15 protein-coding genes are annotated in these 16,543 nt (G+C 72.5%); 9 read left to right on the forward strand and 6 right to left on the reverse strand.

The window, feature by feature from the left end; genetic code table 11:
• Positions 1–155 precede the first annotated feature (155 nt).
• Positions 156–1,157, forward strand: a complete 1,002-nt coding sequence (locus tag U5640_RS08615; RefSeq protein WP_340375194.1) for an acetylxylan esterase — start codon at positions 156–158, stop codon at positions 1,155–1,157.
• An 89-nt stretch (positions 1,158–1,246) separates the two neighbouring features.
• On the opposite strand, the gene U5640_RS08620 is transcribed toward U5640_RS08615, so the two are convergent.
• Positions 1,247–2,320, reverse strand: coding sequence for a lytic polysaccharide monooxygenase (locus U5640_RS08620; protein WP_340385012.1), 1,074 nt, complete (start codon positions 2,318–2,320; stop codon positions 1,247–1,249).
• A gap of 442 nt (positions 2,321–2,762) precedes the next feature.
• Positions 2,763–3,980, reverse strand: coding sequence for an acyl-CoA dehydrogenase family protein (locus U5640_RS08625; RefSeq protein WP_340375195.1), 1,218 nt, complete (start codon positions 3,978–3,980; stop codon positions 2,763–2,765).
• A 119-nt stretch (positions 3,981–4,099) separates the two neighbouring features.
• On the opposite strand from U5640_RS08625, the gene U5640_RS08630 reads away from it, so the two are divergent.
• The 7 genes from U5640_RS08630 to U5640_RS08660 all read left to right on the forward strand — a co-directional run bounded on the left by U5640_RS08630 (position 4,100) and on the right by U5640_RS08660 (position 11,512).
• Positions 4,100–4,888 (forward strand): enoyl-CoA hydratase/isomerase family protein, encoded by a 789-nt coding sequence (locus U5640_RS08630; RefSeq protein WP_340375196.1) that lies wholly within the window; start codon positions 4,100–4,102, stop codon positions 4,886–4,888.
• A gap of 71 nt (positions 4,889–4,959) precedes the next feature.
• Positions 4,960–5,592 (forward strand): hypothetical protein, encoded by a 633-nt coding sequence (locus U5640_RS08635; RefSeq protein WP_340375197.1) that lies wholly within the window; start codon positions 4,960–4,962, stop codon positions 5,590–5,592.
• The gene (locus U5640_RS08640) at positions 5,589–8,192 is read left to right on the forward strand and encodes a putative PEP-binding protein (RefSeq protein ID WP_340375198.1); all 2,604 of its coding nucleotides are present in this window, start codon (positions 5,589–5,591) and stop codon (positions 8,190–8,192) included. The genes U5640_RS08635 and U5640_RS08640 overlap by 4 nt, the downstream gene beginning before the upstream one ends.
• Positions 8,189–9,313, forward strand: coding sequence for an acyl-CoA dehydrogenase (locus U5640_RS08645; RefSeq protein WP_340375199.1), 1,125 nt, complete (start codon positions 8,189–8,191; stop codon positions 9,311–9,313). The genes U5640_RS08640 and U5640_RS08645 overlap by 4 nt, the downstream gene beginning before the upstream one ends.
• Positions 9,314–9,333: 20 nt before the next feature.
• A complete protein-coding gene (locus U5640_RS08650; RefSeq protein WP_340375200.1) occupies positions 9,334–9,822 on the forward strand; it encodes an OB-fold domain-containing protein in 489 nt (162 codons plus the stop codon).
• A gap of 41 nt (positions 9,823–9,863) precedes the next feature.
• The gene (locus U5640_RS08655) at positions 9,864–11,018 is read left to right on the forward strand and encodes a thiolase family protein (protein ID WP_340375201.1); all 1,155 of its coding nucleotides are present in this window, start codon (positions 9,864–9,866) and stop codon (positions 11,016–11,018) included.
• Positions 11,015–11,512, forward strand: a complete 498-nt coding sequence (locus U5640_RS08660) for an SDR family oxidoreductase (protein WP_340375202.1) — start codon at positions 11,015–11,017, stop codon at positions 11,510–11,512. Before U5640_RS08655 ends, U5640_RS08660 begins: the two co-directional genes overlap by 4 nt.
• Before the next feature lie 6 nt (positions 11,513–11,518).
• On the opposite strand, the gene U5640_RS08665 is transcribed toward U5640_RS08660, so the two are convergent.
• Positions 11,519–12,196 (reverse strand): TetR/AcrR family transcriptional regulator, encoded by a 678-nt coding sequence (locus tag U5640_RS08665; protein ID WP_340375203.1) that lies wholly within the window; start codon positions 12,194–12,196, stop codon positions 11,519–11,521.
• Between the two features lie 142 nt (positions 12,197–12,338).
• Here U5640_RS08665 and U5640_RS08670 point away from each other — a divergent pair, with 142 nt between their 5' ends.
• Positions 12,339–12,944, forward strand: coding sequence for a helix-turn-helix domain-containing protein (locus U5640_RS08670; protein ID WP_340375204.1), 606 nt, complete (start codon positions 12,339–12,341; stop codon positions 12,942–12,944).
• 8 nt (positions 12,945–12,952) lie between these two features.
• Here U5640_RS08670 and U5640_RS08675 read toward each other — a convergent pair whose 3' ends face one another.
• The 3 genes from U5640_RS08675 to U5640_RS08685 are packed head-to-tail and all read right to left on the reverse strand — an operon-like array spanning position 12,953 to position 16,460.
• Positions 12,953–14,431 carry a 2-oxo acid dehydrogenase subunit E2 gene (locus U5640_RS08675; protein ID WP_340375205.1) on the reverse strand — a complete coding sequence of 493 codons (1,479 nt, stop codon included), beginning with the start codon at positions 14,429–14,431 and terminating at the stop codon, positions 12,953–12,955.
• Between the two features lie 5 nt (positions 14,432–14,436).
• On the reverse strand, positions 14,437–15,450 hold the full coding sequence (locus U5640_RS08680; protein WP_340375206.1) for an alpha-ketoacid dehydrogenase subunit beta: 1,014 nt from the start codon (positions 15,448–15,450) through the stop codon (positions 14,437–14,439).
• A 5-nt stretch (positions 15,451–15,455) separates the two neighbouring features.
• Positions 15,456–16,460: a thiamine pyrophosphate-dependent dehydrogenase E1 component subunit alpha gene (locus U5640_RS08685; RefSeq protein WP_340375207.1), complete on the reverse strand. Its 1,005-nt coding sequence runs from the start codon at positions 16,458–16,460 to the stop codon at positions 15,456–15,458.
• Between the last annotated feature and the right edge of the window lie 83 nt (positions 16,461–16,543).

Raw genomic sequence — 16,543 nt, forward strand, 5'->3', positions numbered from 1 at the left:
GGGGCACCCAGAAAGCGCTGTCAATGGGTGCGGCGCGAGACGGCCGGGGCGGATGGCGGGCATGGGAACACCTCGGCTCGGGGTAGAACCACCAAGCGCAGCCCGACCTCCTCCGCAACTTTCCCTGTCCGGACCGATTCCTGCGAGGTGCCCGCGTGCCCGCGTTCGACCTGCCGCCGAGCGAGCTGGAGACCTATCGCCTCCTGCCGGAGGAACCCGCCGACTTCGACGAGTTCTGGCAGAACACCCTCAAGGACGCCGCGCAGTACGACGCGTTGGTGTCGGCCGACCCGGTGGGAACCGGTCTACGGCTGACGGAGACCTGGGACGTGACCTTCCGCGGCTTCGCCGGTGACCCGGTCCGCGCCTGGTACTCCCGCCCGGCCGGAGTCCGCGACCCCCTGCCGGCCGTCGTGGAGTACGCCGGCTACGGCCGCGGCCGGGGTCTCCCCCACGAACGGCTGACCTGGGTGAACGCCGGTTACGCGCATCTGCTGATGGACAACCGCGGCCAGGGCGACCAGTACGGCAACGGCGGCTCGACCCCCGATCCGCACGCCCAGGCACCCGGTGGCCCGGGTCCGGCCGCGCGCGGCCTGCGGGCCCCGCGGGACTGTCACTACCGGCGGCTGATCACGGACGCGGTCCGGGCGGTGACGGCCCTGCGCGCGCTGCCCGGGGTGGACGCCGGCCGGATCGCGGCCGTCGGCAACAGCCAGGGCGGCGGACTCGCCCTCGCCGTGGCGGGGCTGCTGCCGGACCTCGCCGCGGTCCTGGTCACGGCCCCGCTGCTGTGCGGGATCCGCCGCGCCCTGGACCTCGTCGACGCGGGCCCCTACGGCGAGATCGCCGCGTATCTCGCGGTGCACCGCGGCACCGAACAGGCCGCCTACCGCACCCTCTCCTACGTCGAGGGCGTCTCCTTCGCCCGCCGCGCCCAGGCCCCGGCCCACTTCGGCACCGGGCTGCGCGACACGGTGTGTCCGCCGAGCGGGACGTACGCGGCCTTCAACCGGTACGGCGAGCTGAGCGGCGGCGCGGATCCCCGGCGGGAGATCCACGCGTACCCGTTCAACGGGCACGAGGGGGGCGAGGCGGAACACGTCAGACGCCAACTGCACTGGCTGGCAGGGGTGTTGCCGGTGCGGGTTGCATAGACCGACGGACCCGGTGGGCGTGGGGCGCCCACCGGGTCCGCTTGGTGCCGGGTCGGATCGGTGCCTGGTCGGATCGGTGCCTGGTCCGGTCAGCCCACCCGGCAGGGCAGACCGGTGGCGCTGTCACCTCCCGAGCCGGAGACGACGTATCCGAAGGTCGTGCTCTGGCCCGGACTCAGGGAGCCGTTCCAGTCGGCGTTGTGGACCATCACCGCCTGGCCGTTGTAGGTGGCGTTGCCGTTCCACAGGCTGTTCACCGTCTGGCCGGCGGGCAGGGTCCAGTCGACCATCCAGCCGAGCATGGGGACGTCACCGGAGTTGGTGACGGTCACCTCGGACTGGTAGCCGCCGTTCCAGCTGGTGGTGGTCCGGCGGGTGGCGGTGCAGGTGCCGGGGACGGGCTCGTTGGGGTTGCCCGGCTCGTGGATGCCGGTCACCTCTCCGTGGCCGCCGTCGAAGACGACGTCGGAGCAGGAGTAGAAGGTCTCCTGGCTGTCGGAGCGCTGCCAGACCATGTAGATGATGTGGCGGCCCGACTTGTTCGCCGGGAGCTGTCCGGTCCAGGAGTAGTTGGCGTCGACCGTGCCCGGGGAGCCGTGGAGCGGCGGGTGGTCGACGGAGAGGAAGGGCTGGTCCTCGATGTCGTTCCAGGTGAGCGTCTTGGTCGGGTCGAAACCGTTCTTGGTGACGTAGACGTAGAACCAGCCCGGGTGGGCGGCCCAGGCGTTGTAGGAGAAGTCGACGGTCGCGCCCGAGGTGAGGTGGGTCAGCGGCCAGTCGGAGCGGGCGGCGTTGAAGCCGGTGAAGTTGGGGTTGCCACCGCTGCACAGCTGGCCGTCCGGGACGAAGCCGCGGGTGCGGCCGGCGCCGTCGGAGCGCAGCACGGAGAACCAGTTGTAGAACGGCGTGGTACCGCTGACCTGCTGGGCGTTCTTGCAGGCGGGGTTGACCGGCTTGATCTCACCGGTGTCGGTCAGCGCGTCCTGCCAGCACAGGAAGGTGCGGCTGCCCGGTTTCATGGGGGTGCCGTGGGCCTCTGCCGGGCCGCCGGTCGTGACGATCAGACCGAGGGCGGGGACGGTGGCCAACAGGGCCAGGAGGACGAGGAGGAGGGCCCGGGAGCGTAACCGGGACGCCTTCTTCGCGGAGCTTGTCGCGATCATGACAGACATGGCGGAGTCCGTCCTTCCGTGTACGGACCGTGCACGTGGGGGTGGGTGGAGCAGTTCTTGCGGGTGGGTGCGGGTGCCTCTGGGCGGTACCTCTGGGCGGCGCCTTAGAGCGGTACGTCTGCTGCGGGTGGCTCCGGTGCGGTCGTCTCCGGCACGGAGACGGGTCGGGCGGGTGCGGAGCGCGAGGCGGGAGCGGCTCCCGGTGGCCTCCGGCGGGTTCCGGTCCGCCGGGGGTCATATGGGAGCGCTCCCACCTCGCCTGTGGCGGAAGGTAGCGCCGTACGGCCGACTTGTAAACGGTCTCCGGGGATGTCAGTGCTCGGACCACTGAACGCCGCAGCCGGCCGCCCGGCCGTTTCTCACCGCAGCGAGCCCCGGGAGCTGCACCGAGCCGCCGGAACGCCTCGCACGTCGACTCGGTCGTCGGCCCGCATCAGCCGTCGGCGGCACCGGTGCGCGGCTGCCGGTAGGGCCGTACCGCGCGGCGCGCTATGGCGAAACGGTGCGTCTCCGACGGACCGTCGTAGATCCGGAAGGGCCGCACCTCCCGGAACAGACGGGCGAGCGGGGCGTCGGCGGCCGAGATGCCGAGGGCTCCGCAGATCTGCACCGCCCGGTCGACCACCCGGTTCACCGCCTCCGCCACGAAGATCTTGGACACCGAGGAGAGCGAGGAGGCCGCGGCGGATCCGGTGTCCAACTCCCAGGCCGTACGCAGGATCAGGGCGCGGCTCGCCTCGATGTCGATCTCGGAGTCGGCCAGCATCTGCTGGACCATGCCGAGGTCTCCCAGCACCGAGCCGAACGCCCTCCGGCTCCCGGCCCGCTCCAGCGCGATGTCCTGGGCACGGCGGGCCGCTCCCAGCCAGCGCATGCAGTGGGTGAGCCGGGCGGGACCGAGCCGTATCTGTGCACCCTCGAAGCCGCGGTCCACCGCGCCCAGCACCTGTTCCTCCCCCACCACGCACCCGTCGAAGACGATCTCGCTGTGCCCGGCGAAGAGCGACTCGTCGAGGGTCTCGATCGTCCGGACGAGGCGCATGCCGGGGGTGTCGGCGTCCACCAGGAACATGGTGGCGCCGCCCGGGTCGCCCGGGCTGCCGGAGGAGCGGGCCATGACGATGGTGAACCCGGCTCCCTGGGCACCGGTGATGAACCACTTGCGCCCGTCGATCCGCCAGCCACCCGGCACTCGGGTCGCGGTGGTCCGCAGCAAGCGGGGATCAGCACCCGCTCCCGGAGCCGGTTCGGTCATGGCGAAGCAGGACCGTGTCCGGCCCGCGGCGAGCGGACGCAGGTACGTCTGCTTCTGCTCTTCGGTGGCCACCTTCTCCAGCAGGTGCATGTTGCCCTCGTCGGGGGCCGCGCAGTTCAGCGCCAGCGGTCCGAGCAGCGAGTAGCCCGCCGCTTCGAACACCACCGCCTGGCCTCGCAAGTCGAGCCCGTGTCCGCCCCAGCGCGTCGGTACGTGTGGAGCGAACACACCCGCGTCACGGGCGGCTTTCTGCAGCCTCTCCCGCACCGCCTCGGGGGCGTCGTGCACGGACCCGCCGCATTCGCGCTCGGCCGGGACGACCACCTCGCGCACGAACTCCGCGGTGGCTTCGGCAAGTTGAGCGACAGCCGGATCGACATCGAACTGGATGGGCACGGGACCTCCCGCCGACGGGCGTACGGGCATCGTCAGCCCACGCCTCCTAGAAACTGTATAGCGTGTTTAGTATCTTGCCCGGAAGCCCCGGTGACGGGAAGACGACGGGAGAGACACTCATGAGCCCGACCGCGAGCACCGGCCCGGTCCGTACGGTCCGCCGTCCCGACGGCGTCGTCGAGCTGAGGCTGGACGATCCCGGACGCGGGAACGCCCTGGATCTCGCAACGGCCGAGGCACTGCGGGACACGGCCTTGGAGGTGGCCGCGGACCCCGGCGGCGCGGTCCTGCTGCGGACGACGGGCGGGAGTTTCTGCGTGGGCGGTGACCTGCGCGCGTTCGCCGGCCGCGGCACGGAGACCGGCGCCTACGTGCACGCCGTGGCGAGCGCCGCACACGCCGCGATACAGGTCCTGTACGAGCTGCCGGTCCCGTTGGTGACCGCCGTGCGCGGAGCGGCCGCGGGCGGCGGGATCGGTCTCGCTCTCGTGGGCGACATCGTCCTGGCGGCCCGGTCCGCGCGGTTCCGGCTCGCGTACACGGCGATCGGACTCACACCGGACTGCGGGGCGTCGTGGTTCCTGCCCCGTCTGGTGGGCCCCCGCAGGGCGGCGGACCTGATCCTCACCAACCGGGTCCTGACCGGCGACGACGCCGAACGGTGGGGCCTGGTCTCCGGGTGCGTGCCCGACGCGGAACTGGACGGCACCGCCCACCGGACCGCGGCCGATCTGGCCGCCGGCGCCGGCGCCGCGCAGCGCGCCGCGAAGACACTGTTGCGCCTGGGCACCGGTGACGATCTACGCCGCCACCTCGCCGAAGAAGCGCGGTCGATCGCCGCTCTCGCGGACGGCCGGGACGCACAGGGCCGCATGACGTCGTTCCTCGCGGCGAAAAGTGTTTCTTGAGTCACTCTTCACTAACCAGCCTGCAGGGGCGTAACCTCCGGGCAACACAGAACCGAGCAAAAGGTGTGGCGATGCAATCTGCTGCCGTGGACCTTCCGGACGCGACCGACGAGCCCCTCACCGAAGCCGTCGTCGACCTTGTTCTGCGTGGCATGTGGCGCGGCCGTCCGGACTCCGACTACCGGCCGCTGGTCAACGCCGGGCTGGCGACCGTGAAGGGGCCGGTGGTGCTGCCGACCGAGCGGGCCAGGACCTCCGTCGCGCGGTCGCTGCGGGTTCCCGCCGGCTCCGAGCAGGAGGAGCGGATCACCGCGGCGTACGAGGCGTTCCTGCCGGTCAACCGGAAGATCCGAGACGTGTGCACGGCATGGCAGTGCCGCCCCGACGGCACCGCCAACGACCATTCCGACGACGTCTACGACGCCGGGGTGCGCGAGGCACTGGAGGACGTGCACGAGGCCATCCAGCCCGTGCTGCGCAGGCTGGACCGGGTGCTCGCGGGCAGTGGGCAGTACCTGTCGGCCCTGGAGGACGCCCTCGACCGCTTCGACGACGGCGCGCCGGAGTGGCTGGCCTCGCCGCTCTGCGACTCGTACCACACCGTATGGATGCGGCTGCACCAGGAGCTGCTGCTCGTGCTGGGCATCAGCCGGGCCGAGGACGAGGCCCGTGAAGAGGAGTTGGTGGCAGGGGGGCGGGGGTGAGCGTCACCGACCGCGAGGCGGGCCTCCCCGTACCGTCCGAGGCACCCCTCACTCCGTCCGGCAGCCCCGGGCCTCCCGGACGGATCCTGGTGCCGTACGGGCAGGGACGCATCCGGGGCCTGGACTCCGACGAGCTGGGCGCGCACGGCGCGGCGATGGACGGGCTGGTGGCCCTCGGTCTGCCGGTCGTACCGGGGCTCACCGTGCCCGCCACCTCCGCCGCGTCGCTGTGCGAGGCCGCCACCGCCGAAGCCGCCGTGGACCTCGTCGAACAGCTCTCGGGACGGCGGATCGGGGACGCGGCCCGGCCGCTGCTGCTGCGCCTGTCGGCGAGCGCGCCGACCCAGATCGCCGGGCTGCCGCCGGACCTGGCCTGCCTCGGCGTGGCCCCGGGCACGGCCGACGACCTGTGCGCCGTCATCGGGCGGGCGGACGCCTTGCACGAGGTGTGGGCCGCCACCGTACGCGTGATCGCCGAACACGCCCTGGACGTTCCCGGCGCGCTGCTCGACGACGCTCTCCTGGACAATCCGGAGCCGCGGGCCCGGGTGGAGGTGCTGCTGTCCCTGGTGGCGGAAAACGGCTCCCGGCCCTTCCCCGACGACCCGGCACAACAGCTGGCGCTTGCCGCCCGTGCCCTGCTCGCTCGGTGGGACTCGCCGCGTGCGCGAAGGTCCCGCCGTGTCCAGCGGCTCCCCGCCGACCTTGCCCTCGCCCTGCATGTGCAGGCCCTGCGCATCGGCCCGGCGGACCACTCGGGCTACGGCACGGCGGTCAGCCGCGATCCCGGGACCGGACGCCTGTCCCCGCACGGCTCCTTCTTCCGCGGGGTGCGCCGCAGCGCCCCGCCGCCGCACTCCGGTGAACCGCTGGACCGGCTCGCGGGCGGCACCGCGCTGCTGGAGCACTCCCTGCTCACCCTGGAGCGGCACCTGGGCGCACCGGTGTCGGTCGACTTCGAGGTGCGCGACGACGAGATCTCCCTGCTCGCCGCCTCCGCCCAACTCCGGCCGCCGCTGCGGGCGTCGGTGTGTCTGGCCGCGGACCTCGCCCGGGACGGGGCGCTCGGCCATGAGGAGGCCGTCCGTCGCATCACCCCCGCGCAGGTACAGGAACTGCTCCACCCGCAACTGCGGCTCACCGGTGGGGAGGAACTCCTCGTAAGGGGCCTGCCCGCGTCGCCGGGAGCAGCGACCGGGACTGTGGCGCTCTCCAGCGAGCGGGCCCTCGAACTGGCCTCGGACGGCACCCGGGCCGTGCTGGTGGCCACCGAGACGACACCGGCGGACGTGCCCGGCATGCTGGCCTCCGTCGCCGTGCTCACCGGCAGCGGCGGAATCGCCTCGCACGCCGCCGTGGTCGCGCGGGGCGCCGGCAAGCCCGCCGTGTGCGGCGCCGACGGGCTGCGCGTGGACCGGGCGGCCGGAACGGTCCGCTTCGGGGAGCGCGTGGTGCGCGAGGGCGACCCGATCTCGTTGGACGGCCGTACCGGCGCCGTCTACGCGGGCACGCTGAGCGTCAGTGTCTCCGGACCGCCGCCCGAACTGTCCACGTTGCTGACGTGGGCGGACGACACACGCCGACTGGGCGTGCGGTGCAACGCCGACACGGCCGCCGAGGTGGAGACGGCACTGGCGCTGGGCGCGGAGGGTGTCGGGCTGTGCCGTACGGAGCACCAGTTCCTCGGCGAGCGGCTGCCGCTGATCCGCCGGGTCCTCCTGGCCGCCGACCCGAACGGCCGTGACGACGCCCTGGTGGCGCTGGAACGCGCCCAGCACGAGGACTTCACCGCGCTGCTGGCCGCCGTGGGGAATCGCCCGGTGACCGTGCGCCTGCTGGACGCCCCGCTGCACGAGTTCCTGCCCGCCCCCGGGGAGGCCCTGGACACGGCCGAGGAACAGCGGGCCGCCGCGCTGCGCGAGGCGAACCCGATGCTCGGCCTGCGCGGGGTACGGCTGGCGCTGCTGCACGAGCGGCTCTACCCGGCGCAGGCCGAGGCGCTCTTCACCGCCTGGGCCGATGTCGCCGCCGGCGGGGTCCGGCCGGAGCTGGAGGTGATGATCCCGCTCGTCAGCCTGCCGGAGGAACTGGCCGCCGCGGCCGCGTACGTACGCGGTGCCGCCGACGCGGTCGCCGCCCGCACCGGGGTGGCGGTCCCCTACCGGCTCGGCACGATGATCGAGACCCCGCGCGCCGCGCTGCTGGCCGGGGAACTCGCCGCGCACGCCGAGTTCTTCTCCTTCGGCACCAACGACCTCACCCAGCTCACCTACGGGTTCTCCCGGGACGACGTCGAACGCCAGGTGCTCGCCTCGTACCAGGAACGCGGGTTCCTGACCGCCAGCCCCTTCGCCCGGCTCGATCCGCACGGGGTGGGTGCCCTGGTCGCCCTGGCGGCCGAGCGGGCCCGGAGCGTACGGCCCGGCATCAAGCTGGGCGTGTGCGGTGAGCACGGCGGTGACCCCGAGTCGATCGCGTTCTGCGACGGCCTCGGCCTCGACTACGTCTCGTGTTCCGCGCACCGCGTGCCGGTGGCCCGGATGGCGGCCGCGCACAGCGCGCTGCGCGCACGCGACGACTCCAGCGGGAGCACACGATGACGAGCACCGTGACCGAGACCGACGGCACAGCACTGTCGGACACCGAACTGGAAGACCTCCGCGAGACCGTCCGCGCGGTGTGCGCGGACGCCGGCGGCACCGCCGCGGTACGCCGGATGTCCGAGGGGGCCCCCGGCATCGACGCCGGCCTGTGGGACATCCTGGGCCGGCAGGTCGGCCTCGCGGCACTCGGCCTGCCCGGGTCGGCGGGAGGCATCGGCGGACTCGCCGGGATCGCCGTCGTCTGCGAGGAGTTGGGCCGGGCCCTGGCACCGGTGCCGCTGCTGTCCTCCACCGTGCTGGCCGGACAGGTGCTGGCAGGCTGCGGCACGGCCGACAAGGCGCTGGGCGAGCTGGCGGAGGGCGTCGTACACGCCCTGGCCGTGGTCGCACCGGACGGGACGTGGCGGGCGGACGCCGTGCCCGTGGCCGTCTCCTGGCAGGGCAGCGTCCCCCTTCTCGACGGCACCGCGCCGTTCGTCCTCGACGGCGCCGACGCCGGGACACTCGTGGTGGCCGCGACCGGCACCGACGGCGTGGACCTCTTCCTGGCCGATCCGCGAGAGCCGGGCGTCACGGTGCGCCGGGTGCCCACCCTCGACCTCAGCCGAGGTCAGGCGATGGTTACCTTCGACGGCGCACGGGCCCGGGCACTGACCGCCGGCGGCGAGGGGGCGGACGTCGTCTCCCGCGCACTGGACGTGGCCCTGGTGGCCCTGGCCGCCGAACAACTCGGCGGAGCCCAGGCCGCCTTGGACATGACCGTGGCCCATGTGCGCGACCGCACCCAGTTCGGCAGGGCGATCGGCGGCTTCCAGGCGGTCAAGCACGCCTGCGCCGACATGCTGCTCCACGTCGAGGCCGCACGGTCGGCCGTGGTGCGCGCGGTGCGGGCGGACGGCTCACCCCGAGCGCTGGCCGAGGCGGCGGCGGTGGCACAGGCATGGTGCGGCGAGGCATTCGTCTCCGTCGCCGCCGAGTGCGTGCAACTCCACGGCGGAATGGGCTTCACCTGGGAGCACGACGCGCACCTGTACTTCCGGCGCGCGCAGTCCGACGCGGTGCTGCTGGGCGGCGCCGCACATCACCGGGAACGGCTGGCCGCCCTGCTGGGCTGGTGACGTGGAAGGAGGGCGGGAACATGACCACCAGGCTCATCGACGCGTCACTGTTCGAGAACCCGGACGACCGTGAGCGCGACGACCGTGCGTACGGCGACGGGGGCGCACCGCGTCTCGTGGGCGCCCGCTGCTCCGCGTGCCACACCGTCGTCTTCCCCCGGCACGACGCGTGCCCCAGATGTGCGGAGGGGGTGATGTCCGAGCAGGTACTGCCGGTCAGGGGGCGGGTGTGGTCGTGGACGCTCCAGGCGTTCCCGCCGAAACCGCCGTACCGGCCGCCGGCCGACGGCTACCGACCTTACCACGTGGGCTACGTGGATCTCGGCGAGGTGCTGGTCGAAGCGCCCCTGGCGGTGCCGCGCGAGGAGATCCGGATCGGTCTGCCGGTCCGGCTCACCCTGGTGCCCGCCTACGACAGCGAGGACGGAACCGAGGTGATGACCTTCGCGTTCCGCCCGGAGCGGGACGAGGAGCGACGGGCCGAGGAGCGATGGGCCGAGGAGCGATGAGCCGAGGAGCGATGAGCCGAGGAGCGATGAGCCGAGGAGCGATGAGCCGAGTCGACGAGGTGTACGTGGTCGGATGCGGGATGCATCCCTTCGGCCGCGACGAGAGCGTCACCGGCCTGGCCATGGCCGAGCGGGCGGTGCGCGCGGCGCTGGCCGACGCGGGTGTCGCCTGGGAGGACATCGGCTACGCGGCCGGCGGCTCCGACGTGTCCGGCAAGCCGGACACACTGGTGGGCCGTCTGGGCCTGACCGGAGTGCCCTTCGTCAACGTGCAGAACGGCTGCGCGACCGGTGCCTCCACGGTGCTCGCGGTGGCCAACGCGCTGCGCGCGGGCGAGGCCTCCCTGGGCCTGGCGGTGGGCTTCGACAAGCACGAACGGGGCGCGTTCCACGTCTCCGCGGCCCGCTACGGCCTCGGCGACTGGTACGCCGAGACCGGCATGATGCTGACCACCCAGTTCTTCGCCCTGAAGACCCGGCGGTATCTGTACGAGCACCGCATGTCCGAGCGGGCGCTGGCGTTGGTGGCCGAGCGGGCCTTCCGCAACGGCGCCCGGCATCCCCTGGCGTGGCGGCGCACACCGCTGACGGAGCGGGAGATCCTGGACTCCGCCGAGGTCAGCCCGCCGCTCACCCAGTACATGTTCTGTTCGCCCGGACAGGGAGCGGCAGCCCTGGTCCTGGCACTCGGCGACCGGGCGTTCGACCTGTGCGAACGCCCGGTCAGACTCGCGTCGCTGGCCTTCCGCACCCGGCGGTTCGGATCGTTCGAGGTGTTCTCTCCGTGGCTGCCGCCAGGACCCCACCGCAGCCCCAGCGTCGACGCCGCGGAGGCGGCCTTCCGCACGGCGGACGTACGGCCCGCGGACGTGCAGGTCGCGCAGCTTCAGGACACTGACAGCGGCTCGGAGTTGATCCATCTGGCGGAGACCGGACTGTGCGGCCACGGCGAGCAGGAGGAACTGCTGGCCGCCGGCGCCACCGATCCCGCGGGCCGGATACCGGTCAACACCGACGGCGGCTGTCTGGCCGGCGGGGAGCCCGTCGGCGCCTCCGGCCTGCGTCAGTTCCACGAGGTCGTACGACAGCTGCAGGGCCGGGCGCCCGGCGCGCAGGTACCGGGGGCTCCCCGGGTGGGCTTCACCCATGTGTACGGGGCGCCCGGGATCAGCGCCTGCTCGGTCCTGACGGTGTGAGAGGCGGCGAGCAAGCGGCCGCCGAGGAGGCGTGCCGCACCGTCGGCCCGGCGGCCCTGCCGCTGGTCCTGGACGTGACCTGCGCGAAGAGCGTCGTGGCAGCGGTCCGTGAGGCGCGGGGGCTGACCGGCGGGATCGACGTCCTGGTGAACAACGCGGGTGTGTCCCCGGACGGGGATCTGCGGCGCCCGCATCTCGATGAGGACATCCTGCGCGCGACCCTGGACACCAGCCTCACCGGCGCCTGGCGCGTGGCGCAGGCCGTCAAGACGGCGCTCAACGCCCTCACCCGCATGCTCGCGGCCGAACTCGCCGGCACGGGCGTCCTGGCCAATGCCGCCGGTCCCGGCTGGACCCGCAGCGGCATGGGCGGCCCGCCCGCCCCGCGCGGGCCGGAGGAGGGTGCGGACACCCCGGTCTGGCCGGCGACCCTGCCCGACGGCGACGCGACGACGGGCGGGCTGTTCGCCGACCGCAGACCACTGCCCTGGTGAACCCTCTCAGGTCCGTGACGCCTTCTTCCCCGGCCTCTCCTGCCCCGCCGGCGTCTCCTCGGCCGCGACGATGCGCAGCGCCAGCTCCCTGACCGCCTGCAGCACGGCCCAGGAGGGCAGCCGTGACAGCGGTCCTCCCTCCGCCCGCAACGCGGTGACCAGCATCGTCGTACTGATCAGCGTGCGGACGGCGAGCGCCTGTCCCGCGTGCCGGGCCTTCGCCGCGCGGGGGCTGCGCGTGCTGCCCTCGGGCAGGTAGTCGTAGCCACGCTGGATGTGCCGCTGCTCGAACTCGTCCCGCAGCACCTTCACGCTGCCGTTGGCGGAGGCGACCTGGACCTGGTACAGCCGGGCCTCGTCGGGGTTGCGCTCCACCCACTCCCATACGGCGTCGATGACGCGGACCAGGCCCTCCGCGTCACCCGGCTCGGACTCCGGCCGGGCCGCCTCCACGACCGCGTTCAGCTGGTCGAAAACCCGGCGCATGGCGAGTTCGAGCAGTTCCTCCTTGCCGTCGAAGTGGTAGTAGACGGCCGTGGGGACCACCTCGGCCTCGTCCGCGATGTCCTGGATGCTCGTCTCGGCGAATCCGTTGCGGCCGAAGATCCGTACGGCGGCGGCGATGATGTGCTGCCGCCGCGAGGGCCGGTGGGCGGGCTGCTTGCCGTTCTTCGTGGTGGCCATCCTGCTCCCTGCCCGTCGCCGTCAGTCCGCACCCGTGTTCTCCGGTACTGACCATTGTATCCAGTAACTCCGACGCACCGACGGCAAAACTCCTGCTGCACACTGGCCTCCGGCGGACTCAGGTCCCGGCATACTTGACACCATGACGACATCCGGACCTCGCGCCGCTCACCGCCCCTCGCGCAAGCAGTGGGTGATCGAGGCGGCCACCGAGTTGTTCGCCACCCAGCCGCCGGACGAGGTGACGGTGGCCGACATCGCCTCTCGCGCGGAGATGACCTCGGCTGCGGTGTACTACCACTTCTCCTCCAAGGACCAGGTCCTGGCCGAGGCCATGCGTGCGTTCGCCGGGGCGCTGCGCGAGCAGTTGCAGTCGATCACGGAGGCCCAGGAGCCCGGCTCGCACACCGGCGCGGCGATCACCGCCCTGCTGGCGTGGATGGCCGAGAACCGGTCCGCCGCCACCGTGTTCTTCGTGTCGTCGGCCGGTATGAGCCAGGAGGCGGAGGCACTCCGCCAGGAGAGCCGTACGCAGTTGCTGGAGGAACTGGTGCGGCTGGTGCGCAAGTCCCGCGCGTCGGTCTCCGACGCCGAGGCCGCGGTGAACGGCCTGGGCCTGCTGGCGCTGCTGGAAACCGCGGCCACCTCGCAGGTCCGGGGCGACGACGTCTACCGGTCGTTGGGGCACCGCTCGTTCGTCCGCGAGGTCGGCGATCTCGCGGAGCGGATCGCCGACCCGGCCCGGTAGACCCCGGATCACACCAGCAGACGCAGGGGCTTGCTGAGCAACTCGCCGACCGTGCGCAGATACTCGGCGGCAGGTGCGCCGTCGACGGCACGGTGGTCGAAGGTGAGGCTCAGGGTGAGCACCCGGGTCCGCAGCGGCCGGTCGTCCACCCACTCGACGCCGTCCCTGAGCCTGCCCACGCCGAGGATTCCGACATTGCCGGGGTTGATCACAGGGGTGAAGAAGTCGACGCCGTATCCGCCGAGCGAGGTGACGGTGAAGGTCGCCCCCTCCAACTGCGCGAGGGAGACCCGCCCCTCGCGCGCGGCCTGCGCCAGCTCCTTCGACCGGCGGGCGATCTCATGCAGGGGCAGCGCCGCCGCGTCCTCGATCACGGGGACCATGAGGCCGCCCGGTACGGCCACCGCGAAGCCCAGGTGGATGGCGTCGAGCAGATGAATGCCGTCGTCCAGGACGGTCGCGTTGAGCAGCGGGTGCTCGCGCAGGGCCAGGGCCGCGGCCTTCAGCACGAAGTCGCCCAGGCTGGGCACCTGCAGTGCGCCGTCGGCCCACTCCTCTTTCAGCCGCTCCCGCAGGGAGACCACCGCGTCCATCCGCACCTCGTAGCCGTGCGTCAGCTGCGCCATCTCCTGGAGGCTGGCATGCATCCTGCGGGCGATGGTGCCGCGCATCCCGGTGAGGGGGAGGACGTCGCCGGGCCGAGGAGCCGCGTTCCGGCGAACGGGGGTGGTCGGGGCGGAAGGAGCGGAGGGAGCGGAAGGGACGGTAGGGGCTGCGTCGAGGTCGGAGCGGCGGATCCGGCCGCCCGGGCCCGTGCCGTTCACCCCGGACAAGTCGATGCCGCGTTCCTTCGCCAGTTTGCGGACGAGGGGCGAGGAGGGGGCGCCGTCCTGCGGGGCCGGCGCGGTGGGGACGTGGTCGGCGGAGATGCCGTTGTCGGCAGGGAGGGCCGCGAAGAACTCCTCCACGTCCTCGGAGACGATCCGGCCGCCCGGTCCCGTGCCGCGCACGGCGGTGAGGTCGACGCCGACGGCCGCGGCGACCCGGCGGGCGTACGGCGAGGACAGGAGCCGGTCACCGGTACCGACGGGGTCGGGTGCCGCATGAGTGCCGCCGAGGGCGGCCGGGGCGCCCGCACCCGCACCGCCACCCGGGGCAGCCACGGCGGTCGTAGCCGCACCGCCACCGCCGCCGCCAGACACGGCGCCCGCACCCGCACCACCACCGCCCGGCGCCTCCGGTGGCTGTTCGCCCTCGGCCAGCAGCCAGCCGATGAGGGTCCCGGCCGGCACGGTGGACCCGGCCGGGACCACGGGATGGAACAGCCCTCCGGCCTCCGCCTCTACATCCACGTCGACCTTGTCGGTGGCCAGCCTCAGCAGTGAGTCGCCCTCGGCGACGGCCGCGCCGACGGGCACCAGCCATTCGTCGATCGTGCCTTCCTGCATGGTCAGGCCGATCTTCGGCAGCAGAACCTCGACCGCCACGTCGGTCACGACCTTTCGAGAAGGCGTCGGCACCCCTGGGCGATGCGGGCGCGATCGGGCACGTACGCCTTTTCCAGGACCGGCGAGAAGGGCACCGGGGAGAACGGGGCGCCGATGCGCAGGACCGGCGCGTCCAGGTGGTCGAAGACCACGTCCTGGATCTGGGCGGCGATCTCCGCCCCGAGCCCGCCGAAGGTGACGGCCTCGTGGACCACGAGCACCCGGTGGGTGCGGCGGACGGAGTCGAACATCGTCTCCGTGTCCAGCGGCTGCACGGTACGGGGGTCGATCACCTCGACCTCCACGCCCTCGGCGGCGAGTTCGTCGGCCGCCGCGAGGGCCTCCCCCACCATGCGGCCGAGGGCTATCACGGTGACGTCGGAGCCGTGCCGCGCGGTGTGCGCCTGCCCCAGCGGGATGCCGTAGATCTCCTCGGGCACTTCGCCGGTGCTGCCGAGCAGCACCTTGTTGAGCATGACGACGGTGGGGTTGTCGTCCCTGATGGCCGAGACCGTCAGGCCCTTGGCGGTGTACGCGTCGCAGGGCATCACGACCTTGAGGCCGGGCACATGGGCGAGCCACGCCTCCAGGCTCTGGCTGTGCTGGGCCGCCGCGCCGAGGCCGGCTCCGGAGGCGGTGGTGATGGTGAGGGGCACGGACAGCGCGCCGCCGAACATGTACTTCATCTTGGCCGCCTGGTTGACGATCTGGTCGAGGCAGACGCCGATGAAGTCCATGAACATCAGGTCGACGACGGGGCGCAGGCCCCGGGCGGCGGCGCCCACACCGAGGCCGACGAGGGCGGCTTCGGAGATCGGGGTGTCGATCATGCGGCGGGAACCGAACTCGTCGAGCAGGTTGTCGAACATGCGGAACACGCCGCCGTATCCGGCCACGTCCTCGCCGGCGACGAAGACGTTCTCGTCCTCGCGCATGGCCTGTGCGAGCCCCTCGTTGAAGGCCTTGACGTAGGTGAGTTTGCGCGTGGCGACGACGGGTGCCTCGGTGGTGGTGGTCATGGCGGTCATCCCGAGTAGACGTTGAGCAGCAGGTCGGCGGGGTCGGGCAGCGGGCTTGCCTCGGCGTGTGCGACGGCTTCGGCGATCTCCTCGCGCGTGCGCTGCCATACGTCGTCCAGCTCCGCACGCGTGGCGGTGCCGTCGGCGAGGGCCCGGGTCTCGATCAGGTCGATCGGGTCGCGGGCCTTCCACTCGGCGACCTCCTCGTCCGAGCGGTAGGGGTGGCGCAGGCCCTTGACGCCCTGGTGGTCGAAGTAGCGGTAGGTCTTGGCCTCGATCATCATCGGGCCGGCGCCGGAGCGGGCCCGTGCGACGGCGTCGGTCGCGGCGCGGTGGACGGCGACCGCGTCCATGCCGTCGACGATCACGCCGGGCATGCCGTAGGCGGCGGCCCGGTCGGCGACATCGGTGAGCAGCATGTGCCCGGACTGCGGGGTGAACTCGGCGTAGCCGTTGTTCTCGCAGACGAAGACGACGGGAAGGCCGAGGACGGCGGCCATGTTGGCGCCCTCGTGGAAGGCGCCGATGTTGGTGGAGCCGTCGCCGAAGAAGGTCACGGCGACGCTGTCCTCGCCCTTGTAACGGGCGGCGAAGGCGGCGCCCACGGCGATCGGGACGCCGGCCCCGACGATGCCGTTGGCGCCGAGCATGCCGCGGGCGAGGTCGTTGATGTGCATGCTGCCGCCGCGGCCGAGGCAGGCGCCGGTGACCCGGCCGTACAGTTCCGCGTACATCGCGCGGAAGCCGACACCCTTGGCCACGGCGTGTCCGTGGCCGCGGTGGGTGGAGGTGATCTGGTCGTCGTCGCGCAGGGCCGTCATCACGCCGGCGGCGACGGCTTCCTGGCCGACATACAGATGCAGGAAGCCGGGGAGTTTGCCCGCCTCCATGAGTTTTCCCGCCTCGGTCTCGAACAGCCGGATACGCACCATGCGTTCGTGCAGATCCCTGATGACCGCGGTACTGACCTGCGGGGATTTCTTCGACGCCGTAGACGCTCGTTGAGCCATCGTCCGCCCCTTCGCCCGAGGGAGGTTGCCAAGCAATCGGAGTTACTTGTGTCGGTCTCCAGTAACCGGCATACAGGCACCTT

It is taken from the genome of Streptomyces sp. SS7 (assembly GCF_037993025.1).
GTDB lineage: Bacteria > Actinomycetota > Actinomycetes > Streptomycetales > Streptomycetaceae > Streptomyces.

Coding starts and splice junctions, on each gene's coding strand:
- U5640_RS08620 (WP_340385012.1), bottom strand. CDS start 2,320: ATGATCGCGACAAGCTCCGCGAAGAAGGCGTCCCGGTTACGCTCCCGG.
- U5640_RS08630 (WP_340375196.1), top strand. CDS start 4,100: ATGAGCCCGACCGCGAGCACCGGCCCGGTCCGTACGGTCCGCCGTCCC.
- U5640_RS08635 (WP_340375197.1), top strand. CDS start 4,960: ATGCAATCTGCTGCCGTGGACCTTCCGGACGCGACCGACGAGCCCCTC.
- U5640_RS08645 (WP_340375199.1), top strand. CDS start 8,189: ATGACGAGCACCGTGACCGAGACCGACGGCACAGCACTGTCGGACACC.
- U5640_RS08650 (WP_340375200.1), top strand. CDS start 9,334: ATGACCACCAGGCTCATCGACGCGTCACTGTTCGAGAACCCGGACGAC.
- U5640_RS08655 (WP_340375201.1), top strand. CDS start 9,864: ATGAGCCGAGTCGACGAGGTGTACGTGGTCGGATGCGGGATGCATCCC.
- U5640_RS08665 (WP_340375203.1), bottom strand. CDS start 12,196: ATGGCCACCACGAAGAACGGCAAGCAGCCCGCCCACCGGCCCTCGCGG.
- U5640_RS08670 (WP_340375204.1), top strand. CDS start 12,339: ATGACGACATCCGGACCTCGCGCCGCTCACCGCCCCTCGCGCAAGCAG.
- U5640_RS08680 (WP_340375206.1), bottom strand. CDS start 15,450: ATGACCACCACCACCGAGGCACCCGTCGTCGCCACGCGCAAACTCACC.
- U5640_RS08685 (WP_340375207.1), bottom strand. CDS start 16,460: ATGGCTCAACGAGCGTCTACGGCGTCGAAGAAATCCCCGCAGGTCAGT.